General features: G+C 44.5%; 11 protein-coding genes and 2 pseudogenes. 9 read left to right on the top strand and 4 right to left on the bottom strand.

Annotation, left to right across the window (positions count from 1 at the left end):
- From PX482_RS12210 to PX482_RS12200, 3 genes and pseudogenes are all read left to right on the top strand, one after another.
- Positions 1 to 296: pseudogene (locus tag PX482_RS12210) on the top strand (RNA-guided endonuclease InsQ/TnpB family protein); the annotation flags it as partial.
- A 28-nt stretch (positions 297 to 324) separates the two neighbouring features.
- Positions 325 to 639 carry a DUF5132 domain-containing protein gene (locus PX482_RS12205; protein WP_002756751.1) on the top strand — a complete coding sequence of 105 codons (315 nt, stop codon included), beginning with the start codon at positions 325 to 327 and terminating at the stop codon, positions 637 to 639.
- A gap of 46 nt (positions 640 to 685) precedes the next feature.
- On the top strand, positions 686 to 1,759 hold the full coding sequence (locus tag PX482_RS12200) for a hypothetical protein (protein WP_002756749.1): 1,074 nt from the start codon (positions 686 to 688) through the stop codon (positions 1,757 to 1,759).
- Here the strand turns inward: PX482_RS12200 and PX482_RS12195 are convergent.
- Entirely contained in the window at positions 1,756 to 2,031 is a 276-nt protein-coding gene (locus tag PX482_RS12195; RefSeq protein ID WP_002756745.1) for a hypothetical protein, read from the bottom strand. The two genes, PX482_RS12200 and PX482_RS12195, sit on opposite strands and share 4 nt — an antisense overlap.
- Positions 2,032 to 2,319: 288 nt before the next feature.
- Positions 2,320 to 3,378: a tocopherol cyclase family protein gene (locus PX482_RS12190; RefSeq protein ID WP_002756744.1), complete on the bottom strand. Its 1,059-nt coding sequence runs from the start codon at positions 3,376 to 3,378 to the stop codon at positions 2,320 to 2,322.
- A gap of 2 nt (positions 3,379 to 3,380) precedes the next feature.
- On the opposite strand from PX482_RS12190, the gene PX482_RS12185 reads away from it, so the two are divergent.
- Positions 3,381 to 4,631: an FGGY-family carbohydrate kinase gene (locus PX482_RS12185; RefSeq protein ID WP_002756740.1), complete on the top strand. Its 1,251-nt coding sequence runs from the start codon at positions 3,381 to 3,383 to the stop codon at positions 4,629 to 4,631.
- A 190-nt stretch (positions 4,632 to 4,821) separates the two neighbouring features.
- Here the strand turns inward: PX482_RS12185 and PX482_RS12180 are convergent, their stop codons facing one another.
- Positions 4,822 to 5,403 carry a thioredoxin family protein gene (locus PX482_RS12180; protein ID WP_002756739.1) on the bottom strand — a complete coding sequence of 194 codons (582 nt, stop codon included), beginning with the start codon at positions 5,401 to 5,403 and terminating at the stop codon, positions 4,822 to 4,824.
- Between the two features lie 207 nt (positions 5,404 to 5,610).
- Between PX482_RS12180 and PX482_RS12175 the strand changes: the two are divergent.
- Both PX482_RS12175 and PX482_RS12170 read left to right on the top strand, forming a co-directional pair.
- Positions 5,611 to 5,808: pseudogene (locus PX482_RS12175) on the top strand (ISAs1 family transposase); the annotation flags it as partial.
- Between the two features lie 107 nt (positions 5,809 to 5,915).
- Entirely contained in the window at positions 5,916 to 7,466 is a 1,551-nt protein-coding gene (locus tag PX482_RS12170) for a DUF3370 domain-containing protein (RefSeq protein ID WP_002756737.1), read from the top strand.
- A gap of 302 nt (positions 7,467 to 7,768) precedes the next feature.
- Here the strand turns inward: PX482_RS12170 and glmU are convergent, their stop codons facing one another.
- Positions 7,769 to 9,121, bottom strand: coding sequence for a bifunctional UDP-N-acetylglucosamine diphosphorylase/glucosamine-1-phosphate N-acetyltransferase GlmU (gene glmU, locus PX482_RS12165; protein ID WP_041805027.1), 1,353 nt, complete (start codon positions 9,119 to 9,121; stop codon positions 7,769 to 7,771).
- Positions 9,122 to 9,312: 191 nt separating this feature from the next.
- Between glmU and PX482_RS12160 the strand changes: the two genes are divergently transcribed.
- From PX482_RS12160 to PX482_RS12150, 3 genes are all read left to right on the top strand, one after another.
- A complete protein-coding gene (locus tag PX482_RS12160; protein WP_002756735.1) occupies positions 9,313 to 9,480 on the top strand; it encodes a hypothetical protein in 168 nt (55 codons plus the stop codon).
- A 92-nt stretch (positions 9,481 to 9,572) separates the two neighbouring features.
- Entirely contained in the window at positions 9,573 to 10,316 is a 744-nt protein-coding gene (locus tag PX482_RS12155; protein ID WP_002756734.1) for a DUF561 domain-containing protein, read from the top strand.
- Between the two features lie 8 nt (positions 10,317 to 10,324).
- A complete protein-coding gene (locus PX482_RS12150; protein WP_288122479.1) occupies positions 10,325 to 10,597 on the top strand; it encodes a hypothetical protein in 273 nt (90 codons plus the stop codon).
- Positions 10,598 to 10,657 lie beyond the last annotated feature (60 nt).

The raw sequence follows: 10,657 nt of genomic DNA, 5'->3' as shown, positions 1-10,657 counted from the left end.
TAGGAATAGAGGTCAAAACAACTAATGAAAGCTATACCTCTAAATGTAGTTTCTTGGACTTAGAGTCTATTCAAAAGCAAAAAAGCTATTTAGGCAAGAGAATTAAAAGAGGACTATTCAGAAGCTCGTCGGGTTATTTCTATGGAGCAGATATTAATGGTTCCTTAAATATTGGAAGAAAGGTAGTCGGAGAGGCCGCCTTTAGCGGGAATCCGATAGAGAGGTTCGTAGTTAACCCAGTACGGGTCAAAGCGTACAAAGCTAATTCTAGATGCAATATTTGCGTACAGAATTAGTAACTATAGAGATAGTAAATTAGTGATTATGGATTTAGAAGCTTTGTTGTTAGGCATCGAGCCAGTGGCGGCGCTGGGCGTTGGGGCGGCAGCCCTGGCTCTCGCCCCTCTCATTGGTGCTTTGGGTAATCCAGAGGTAGGAAAGTCTCTAGCAGACTCCGGCCGCGACCTCACCAAAAGTGGCATTAAATGGGGACTAGAAACGTTTGAGAAGGTGCAAGAAACTGTGGCTGAAGCCAGTGAGTCCTGGAATGATCTGGTAGCAGAAGCCGAGGCAGAAATTAGGACTGCCAAGAGTTCAGCCAAGCCCGAGGCACCCACAGAAGTGGAAATTGCCGAATAATGACCCAACCCGGTAGCTCCGGGGTAATCTCAGGAGGATAGAGGTAATGGCCAATCCAGATTCATCAGCCTCAGCAGGGGAACAAGTTACTCAAAATCCCGCCGATTTCCTAGCAGCTGCTGGCGAAGTGGCGAACCAGATAGCGAAGGCGGCAAAAACCGCAGGCGAAGCAGCCGCCCAGCAATGGCAAGCAGCAAGCGACTCCGTTCTCGAAGCCGCTAACCCCCTCCTCAAAGTCACCCAAGATGCAGGCCAAGCTCTCCTGGAAACGGCTGGGTCGGCGGTCAAACCCTTGGCTGAACAAGCCAATCAAGTCGGGCAAACCGCCCTGCAAACGGCAACGGCAACCGCAGAGTCCGTCGTCTCAGCTACTGGGCAAATCGCTGGCCAGATCAGCCAAGCAGTGCATCCAGCGGCCGTGGGTGGTGCTTTTCTAGGGATGTCGGCGGGACAAGTGGCCGGTGGAATGATCGGCGGGGCGATCGGCTCGGCGCTTGGACCGGGGGGGGCGGTTTTGGGCGCTCAAGTGGGCGCTTTTGCTGGCAGCACCACCGGAGCAAAGTTAGGCTATGATGTCACCCACGAAATTTTCCGCCCCGAGCCGGACAAGGCTCAGGCGGGAGCAAATCCGATCGAGATCGCAGAACACCTCAGCAAGAAAAGCGGCGAGAAGCTCGGTGAAACCCTGGGGACTGCGGGGGGCGCAATTCTGGGTACGGTAATCGCTGGGCCTGCGGGCGGCATGGTAGGCGCTCTGGCTGGAGGGGTTTTGGGGGGACAGTTAGGAGAAGATACGGCAGTTGCCTTAAATCAACAAGTCGAGCAGCAAGGAAAGCCGTCTCAGGAAGCCTCGCCCGAACAGACAGACGTGAAAGATTGGACGATCAAGACAGGGAGTAGTTTTGTCGGGGAAACAGGAAGTGCTTTGGTCGGAGGGGCGATCGGCAAATTAGTCGCCGGTGCAGCGGGGGCAGAGATCGGTCGGAGCTTAGGAGCGCTCGCAACGCGCTCGCAACGCGAGACCGCTGGCAAGAAAATCGACTGGACATCTCAGCCTCAACCGAGTTCGCCTCCTCAACTACCCCAAGACGCTCAAGAGGAACTCCCCCATGTCAGCTAAAAACAAATTTTTGCTCTTGCTCCTGATCTTCGTACCGATCGCTCTTGCTGCTGAGTGGCTGAAGTTATTCTTAATCTTCGGGTGTGATAGTCGTGATATTTTTTCTCCAAAGTTTTGAAACTGCGCGGCAGAATTTGAATAGCATTATTCATGACTCGATCAATTTTAATCTCCGAGCGATATTTGCGAAAAGAAGCCGGTAAATTCCTTAACTGTTCCTGCACTTCTGCTATCACTAATTTCTCAACAAAATTGAGAGAAGGTTGGTTCATGAAGCAATTTTTGGTTCTTCGTTACTTGGTATGGTTCGATAGGGGGTCATAAATCGACTAAATCCTTATCTGGTAAGAGACTTAATTGATTAGTTCGCTCTAGATCAAAAATAATTGACAAAAATCGCTAAATGCCTTTCTATATAAGGTTTCTATCCCTTATAACCCCCGTCCATTGCATAACAATTACCGAAGAGCCCAATTTTTTAGCGATCAAAAACTGATTCTATGTTAATACCGATCAATCAAGAATAGAGTGATATTCTCCCGTCGCAATGGTGATTTAACTCACCGTTTTATCCATGCTGATGGCCAAATACCGCCAATTTCGAGACCAGCTAGACCACTAGAAGCATTTATAATGGTTTTACCACGACTATCAGCCAATTTTATCGACAATTTACCTTTGAGGGTATCTTGACAAGCAAAACAGAGACCTTTTTCTGTGGGTACACGCACGCGATCGGGAGGATGATCACTGATCCCGATTAAGACAATGGTATAATCCTCGTTGGTTGCCCTCATTTCCCAGTATCCCCAGGGTTGCACTGTCCAAGTTAGTTGAGAATTCCAGATATCAAACTTATAAAAGCGATTTTGGCAGTGAATACCGATAATTCCCACCGATTCCGTCCAGTGGAGAACTTTCCGGGTAGAACCCACTGCGGTTAAGGTTAAATCGGGATTTTCAGGGAAAGCATTACAATTAATCCAAAACCACTTTTCGGGGAAAGAATAACCCCAATTTTTCTCGCTATAAAAAGGTACATTCTCAAATTGGTAATTTTTTCCCCGATAGGTAATCATTCCTGTTGCTAAACCATGAGCAGTTAAAATCTGCCAACCTGGGTCAAAAATCGGTAAATAAGATAATATTCCTGCTGTTGCTTGGGGTAAACGCTTGTTATCTCCCCAAGTGTACCTAGTTTCAACGCAATAATCCCATTGACAGATTTCTCCAGTGACAGGATCATAAATTCGTCCTTGCTGCTGGTGTGCCGTTGCTTGATAACCTTCTCGAACAGACTCAAAAAAAGCCGACGGGGAAAGCAGACGGGGACGGATTTTTAAGTTAGTTTTTCCCCAATGGATAATGGCTAATTCCTGACGACTTGCCCAAAATTTATCCGTATCGGGAAAAGTGCGACAAAGATAATTAGATTCTATGGCTAAAATTTGCACTGATCCGCCGCTATTGACTTGACCGCCCCTTGGGTCTTGAATAGAATACATAAAGGCGAATCCGTCGGCTAATTGCGGAATCATGACTCGGAAGTACCAACCTTCAAAGAATCGGGGAGTGATACCATCCCAATGGTAGCCAGAATGAGGGGGTTGTGAAGACATCTATGGGTTTATCTTTAGGTATTGATTTTGGCACATCGGGAGCGCGAGCGATTGCTATTGATTCTAGCAAAAATATCGTCGCTGAGGTTCATTATCCTTTCACCGATGCCAATTTTCAGGATTGGCAAAAGGCCCTATTTTATTTATTGGATAATCTAGGGGATTCGGTGCGTTCAGAACTTAAATCGATCGCGATTAATGGTACTTCCTCGACGGTGTTATTATGTGATAATTGGGGTAATCCTCTTTCTGAGGCAATATTATACAATGACGGGCGAGGAATTGCCTTTTTAGAAGCAATTAAAGCTATAGCACCCCCTCACCATCCCGTGATTAGTGCTACCTCCAGTTTAGCTAAATTACTTTGGTGGAGTGAACAAGAAATTTTTTCGCAAGCGCGTTATTTTCTCTCGCAAGCGGATTGGTTAGCATTTCTCCTGCACGGTAAACTGGGAATTAGTGATTATCACAATGCCTTAAAGTTAGGTTATGATCTTGAAAATCTCTGTTATCCCGATTGGTTAGAGAATTTACCGATGTTTAATTTATTACCGCAAATTTTTGCCCCGGGTACAGCGATCGATACTATTAAACCGGATTTAGTGACTCGTTTTGCTATCCCGAAAGATTGTTTAATTTATACGGGAACCACCGACAGCATAGCGGCATTTTTAGCCAGTGGTGCTAATTCTTTAGGGGATGCAGTGACATCTTTAGGTTCAACTTTAGTCTTAAAATTATTAAGTAGCCAGAAAGTTGATGATAGTAACTATGGCATCTATAGTCATCGTTTAGGAAATTTGTGGTTAACTGGTGGGGCATCCAATACGGGAGGAGCAGTGTTAAAGAAGTTTTTTTCTGATCAAGAATTGAGAAATTATAGTTTAGCAATAGATGGACAAAAAGAAAGTAATTTAGATTATTATCCTCTACTAAAAGCGGGCGAGCGCTTTCCCATTAATGATCCTTTTTTACCCGCAAAACTGACTCCTCGCCCCGATAATCCTCGAGAATTTTTGCATGGTTTACTAGAAAGTATTGCCCGCATTGAAGCTTTAGGTTATCAGCGTTTACAGGAATTGGGAGCCAATAAATTAGAGCGAGTTTATAGTGCCGGTGGTGGGGCAAAAAATTCGACTTGGAGAATAATTCGTCAGCGTCATTTAGGGGTTCCTGTGCTTTTATCTAAACAGGAGCAAGCGGCCTATGGTACTGCCCTATTAGCACAGCAATCGGTTACGCTATTGAAATAGTCTCATAAGTAGGGCTTGCTGAAAAAGTTTGTTGGTGGGGTTAGGAGTCGGTCGTCAGGAGTCAGTATTCAGGAGATAGGGTGATAGGGTTTTGGAGCGATAGGGTGATGAGACAGCTTCCCCATTTCCCCATTTCCCCACTTCCCCACTTCCCCACACCCCACACCCTACACCCTACACCCTTCGTTAATTAACCGTAATAGGGTGGCTCATTACCCGGTTTCCATTTGATATTACAGCCTAAACTGGGTTTTTGGTCCGTCGGCGCCGGTTGACCGGCTAAAACCTTGTCAATAGCGGTGCGGAGATCTTTGCCTGTCACCGGTATTCCATTACTAGGACGACTATCATCCAATTGACCGCGATAGACTAGAATCCGCTGACTATCAAAGAGGAAAAAATCGGGAGTACAGGCTGCCGTGTAAGCTTTCGCCACTTCTTGGCTTTCGTCATAGCATAAATTGAATTTAAAGTCAAGGGTTATCGCCATTTTTTTCAAATTTTCGGGCGAATCATCGGGATATTTCTCCACGTCATTAGAACTAATTGCGAGGATGCCCAGATTGGTGTTAGCATAATCGCGACCTAGACGGGTAAGTTCTTCTTGAATGTGTTTAACAAAGGGACAATGTTCACAGAGGAAGATGACTAACAGAGCGGTTTTAGCCGCAAAGCTGTCCAGAGAGATAGTTTCACCCGAAACCACATCGGGTAAGGCAAAACTGGGGGCTTTTGTCCCCAGATCTAACATTGTGGACTCGGTGCGTGCCATAAAGTTTATACTCTTTTCTATAGGGAGGACTGAGATTTTTATAGCATTTCATGCTTCATCGCGCAAATTTAATCCTTAGACACCATCAGTAAACAGTAAACAGTAAACAGTAAACAGTAATCAGTGAACTGATAAGCCATTGACCTATCTAAATTACTGGTTAGAGCTGCAGTAGTCATAGTTCGCAGTGTCCGCTAATTGTGGAATAAAACTACTACAGAAATTCGCCTCTTCATCAGTAGTTTAGCAGCAGATGCCCAAAAACACGCCGAGGTGATTCGCAGACATTGGAGTATTGAAAATAGTCTCCATTGGGTACTCGATATTACATTTAATGAAGATGCCAGTGGGATTCGTCTGGGGTATGGAGCGGAAAACCTAGATCTGTTGCGCCGTTTAAGTCATTAGTAGATTCAATGAGTATATCCATTTATCGAACTCTTGAGTCGAAATGACTGAGTTGCTTTCAATTTACACACATTACAGAAAATCAGAAATTAACCTTCCATACATTGTATCCAGTTCATAACATTCTGGAAAACTTACTGGTAAACTGGCAAACGGCAAACGGCAAACGGCAAACTGGCAAATGGCAAACTTACTGGAAAAATAAAATTATGGGAACTTTGCAAGCAAAAAACCACATCCTCAAACCTGTATTCATCATCATATCGGGATTAGCGATTACTCAAACTATTGGCTGTACAACTTTCAATAGCTATCATCAGAAAAATCAAGTAAACGCCCAAACACCTGCAAAACCAGCACCCCAAGAAATTGTACAAACTGGAGAAGTGCGCCCTTTACCTGGTAGTTTAGATAAAATACCTGTTTTTAATAGCAACAGTCCAGAGTGGATCAAAAATGAAGGTATTCTACTTTCTACTTTTACACCTAATAACAAAAAAGTTCCAGCCGCACATTTAAACTTTCCCATTCAAGGCAGATTTGATTTATTTGCTCATCATTATACCCACAATCCCAAGGATTTACAAACCTTATATATAGGAGTAATTTTACATAATCCCAGTAAAAAACCTATCACTATTAACCTTTTACAAGGTGCGAGTTATTTAATGACAGAAGCACCGTTTGTCACCTTGCAACCCTACATAGAAAATAACGATGGTAAAGCATTTTCTGGACCAGGTGCAAGAGCAGTAGCGGATGTTTTGCGGGGAGTACGTCAAAAAGAATTTCCAGCAAGAATAGTCATTGCTGCTGGGGGAAGTCAAATGTTATTAAACCATCCTATCCCAGTCAGAAATTTAGAAAAACCTGTCAATGGGAGATCCAGTTTTTTCCGATTAAATAGCAGTGGTAAAATTTATGCAGCGAGTTTAGCCATGTTTGCGAAAAAAAATGCTGATGGTAGCGAGCGCGCACCCCCATTAAAAGAATGGCAAGACTTATTAAATAACGGTAACTTTGCAGGACCAAGAGATAAAACCCCCACACCCCCAGATGCAAAAGGAGGTCAATTAATTTACAGCAGAGTCGCAGGTATATCCGAAGGTGCAACATGGAAAGCAAACCTCACAGACAACACCAAAACCCAAACCCTGACTATTCCCGAACCAGGTAAAATTATTTCTTATCCCATAGCAAACTTACGGGGTGGAAGGTTAGGAACAGAACAAAGCCAAACCGCAAAAATGCTAGTGCGGTATCCTGATACTGCTTACGAAGCACATGGTAACTATGGGGTAGAATATCAACTCAACATACCTTTAACTAATAACACTAATAAAAATCAGACAGTTAGCATCACTTTAGAAACTCCATTAAAAGAAGATAGACTATCTGAAAAAGGAATTAAATTTAGAAAACCATCATTAGACTTTCCCTTTTTCCGTGGTACAGTGCGTTTAAAATATAGCGATGATCAAGGTAAACAACAAACCCGTTATGTACATTTATGGCATAGAACAGGGCAGGTTTTAGATCCTTTATTAAAACTAGATTTAAAACCAGGAACTCAACTAAAAGTACAATTAGATGTTATTTATCCACCTGATTCTACACCGCCGCAGGTGGTTACAATTAAGACTTTGGAAAATTAAAATAAATTGCAACAGACAAAAATCACTGACTGCCTTGTCTGTTACGGCGAACTGACAGGGGTTAATCTGAGAGGAAGCAAAAAAAAGGGCGTTGCTGAATCAAGGTATGAATGACAATCTTGCACCCATCCAAAAGTTAGTTTGGGTCTAGGTTTTAAAAATCCCACAAAAGAAGATTCATATCTCAAATCAGCAACGCGGGTTGAATGGTACTCAACCCCTCTTTCTTTCCCTCCCCGTTTATCTTGACTCTAATCTCGGAATTTAGCAACAGTTTTCTTGCCTTAAATCCCGGAATTAACCTACTGAAACTGATCTGCCCAATTTTCGATCACACGCTGACTTTCGCGAGCAATAACTAAAGCGTTATCGGGGACATTTTTAGTGATAGTTGAACCGGCAGCCACGGTGACATTTTTTCCTAATTTTAAAGGAGCCACTAAAACACTATTTGCCCCAGTTTTTGTGCCACTGCCGATCATAGTTTGATGTTTTTTCACGCCATCGTAATTAGCAGTAATTGTTCCCGCGCCAACGTTAACTTTTTCCCCTAAAGTGGCATCTCCCAGATAGGATAAATGGGCAATATTGGTTTTATTGCCGATGCTACTTTTTTTAATTTCAACAAAATTACCGACTCGACAATTAGCCCCAATTTTCGCTTCTCCGCGCAAATGAGCGTAGGGACCGATGCGACAACCAGAATCCACCTGACTATCAGAAATCACCGAAAATAAGACGGTTACATCGCTGCCTATCCGACTATTTTCGATTAAACTCCCAGGACCTATACGACAACCAGAAGCGATTATCGTCTCACCGCGCAGATGGGTTTGGGGTTCGATAATCACATCGGCACTGAGGGTGACAGTATCCTCAATGGTGACACTATCGGGGTCAATTATGGTGACTCCAGCGGCCATCCAATCATCTTTGACTCTAGTTTGCAGGATATCATAGGCGGCGGCCAATTGTTTGCGATCGTTAATGCCGGTAATTTCTAAAAAGTCCTCCACATCCACGGCCATGACGGGATCGAGAAAATTGACCACATCCGTGAGGTAATATTCACCTTGATCGTTATTGGGGGTTAAATTAGGCAGTATAGCCGCTAATTTTGACCAATTAAAGCAGTATATACCTCCATTAATCCGGTGGTTTTGTCGTTGGGCATCGGTACAGTCTCTTTCTTCCACAATCTGCTTAACGAGATTATTGCCATCACAAAAAACTCGACCGTAACCTTTCGGGTTTGGGAGGTTAGCAGTTAAGAGGGTGGCAGCGTTACCATGGTCTTGATGAATCTGGAGAAGATTTTGCAAGGTTTCGGGACGCAACAGGGGAACATCGCCATTTAAGACCAACAAATCCCCCTGAAAGTCCTCTAAATGGGGGATTAACTGCTGAATAGCATGGCCAGTGCCTAACTGTTCCTTTTGTTCAACAAATTCGATATCATCGAGATGCTGTAGAGTATTTCGCACCTGTTGCCCTTGATAACCGATAATCACCAGTTTTCGCTGGGGATGTAAGGATTCGCTGACATTAAGCACCCGTTCCACTAGCGAGCGACTGCCGAGGGGATGTAAAACTTTCGGAAGGCTGGACTTCATTCGGGTTCCCTTACCCGCTGCTAAAATTGCTACCGCTACCATGGTCATGCTTGCCAATATCGTTCGCGACTGAGTATATCGCACTCCGATCCCCTTGGTTGCAAGAATTTTTTCCCTCTTTCATCCTGTGCCAGTTGAGAAACTACCATAAAAAGGTTTTCTTTAAGACATTGTTAAGGTAGTATATACAAATTGAAACAATTAAACATAATCAGCACTCTATAGATACCGCTATGACAACTGTACTAACTAAGGAATCCTCCGCCATGAAACAGATTCGCACCACCTACCAAGCTGACCAACAGGTGAAATACCTGCATCTAGAAGCGGAAATCGAGGTACTGCTGCAACAACTGCAAAACCTCAAGCGCAAAAACCAAGAGAATCAACACCTAAATTAAAGAAAATTTCCCTAAGAATTCTCAAATCCCACCCTCTGATCGGCGAGAAGGTGGGAAAATGTTTTTTGAGAATTCCAGATAGGTGTAGATTAATGATCAATTTTACCTTACAGCAAGCCTTCGCCCGTCGTCATGCCCTGAAAGTGATTAGTGGGTTAAATAATTTCGATCGCTCGCAGGTTCTCTCAGTAGTTAAAGCCGCTACAGCCGGAGGAGCAACTTTTGTCGATATTGCCGCTAATGCTGACCTAATTCGGACGGTAAAAGCCTTGACAAATTTACCCGTGTGTGTATCGGCCGTCGAGCCAGAATTGTTGGTGATGGCAGTGGACGCGGGAGCCGATTTAATTGAGATCGGTAATTTCGATAGTTTTTATGCCCAAGGACGCATTTTTGAGGCGGCGGAAGTTTTAGCCCTAACCCGTCAAACTCGCGACTTACTGCCCGAAATTACCCTGTCTGTGACAGTTCCCCATCTGCTGCCCCTCGATGAACAGGTGAGACTAGCGGAAGCTTTAGTTAGTCAGGGTGCTGACATTATTCAAACCGAAGGCGGCACTAGCAGTCAACCCCGTCACGCCGGTATTTTGGGACTGATTGAAAAAGCCGCCCCGACTCTAGCGGCAGCCCACGCTATTTCCCATGCGGTGAAGGTTCCCGTCCTCTGCGCTTCCGGTTTATCCATTGTCACCGCTCCTATGGCGATCGCTGCTGGAGCGGCCGGTATCGGTGTTGGTTCGGCGATCAATCAATTGGATAATGAAGTGGCCATGGTGGCAGCCGTGCGCGGTTTAGTCGAATCTCTGCAAGCACAACCGGTCCATATTGGCAACTAGAACAATTTTTGTCTAGATACGACGGAGAAGGGGCTGTTTTCCCTTCTCTTTTTCCCTTTGTAATCAGTTATCAGTATTCGGGAGTCAGGAGTCAGTATTCGGGAGTCAGGAGTCAGGAGTCAGTATTCGGGAGTCAGGAGTCAGTATTCGGGAGTCAGGAGTCAGGAGATTATTTTATTTATTCTCCCCACTTCCCCACACCCCACACCCCACACCCCACACCCCACACCCCACTTCCCCACTTCCCCACACCCCACACCCCACTGATAACTGATAACTGATAAGTGTATCGGTTATTGCGACTTTTTGTTTCCTGAAAACCGCCTTGTGGAAGTCAAGTT

The organism is Microcystis sp. M53602_WE12 (genome assembly GCF_030065455.1).
Lineage (GTDB): Bacteria > Cyanobacteriota > Cyanobacteriia > Cyanobacteriales > Microcystaceae > Microcystis > Microcystis aeruginosa.
This window is presented reverse-complemented; position numbering and strand designations above follow the sequence as displayed.

Bases quoted from the DNA above. Each gene is read 5' to 3' on its own strand.
- PX482_RS12180 (WP_002756739.1), bottom strand. From the start codon at position 5,403: ATGGCACGCACCGAGTCCACAATGTTAGATCTGGGGACAAAAGCCCCC.
- PX482_RS12190 (WP_002756744.1), bottom strand. From the start codon at position 3,378: ATGTCTTCACAACCCCCTCATTCTGGCTACCATTGGGATGGTATCACT.
- PX482_RS12195 (WP_002756745.1), bottom strand. From the start codon at position 2,031: ATGAACCAACCTTCTCTCAATTTTGTTGAGAAATTAGTGATAGCAGAA.
- glmU (WP_041805027.1), bottom strand. From the start codon at position 9,121: ATGGTAGCGGTAGCAATTTTAGCAGCGGGTAAGGGAACCCGAATGAAG.
- PX482_RS12160 (WP_002756735.1), top strand. From the start codon at position 9,313: ATGACAACTGTACTAACTAAGGAATCCTCCGCCATGAAACAGATTCGC.
- PX482_RS12205 (WP_002756751.1), top strand. From the start codon at position 325: ATGGATTTAGAAGCTTTGTTGTTAGGCATCGAGCCAGTGGCGGCGCTG.
- PX482_RS12155 (WP_002756734.1), top strand. From the start codon at position 9,573: ATGATCAATTTTACCTTACAGCAAGCCTTCGCCCGTCGTCATGCCCTG.
- PX482_RS12185 (WP_002756740.1), top strand. From the start codon at position 3,381: ATGGGTTTATCTTTAGGTATTGATTTTGGCACATCGGGAGCGCGAGCG.
- PX482_RS12200 (WP_002756749.1), top strand. From the start codon at position 686: ATGGCCAATCCAGATTCATCAGCCTCAGCAGGGGAACAAGTTACTCAA.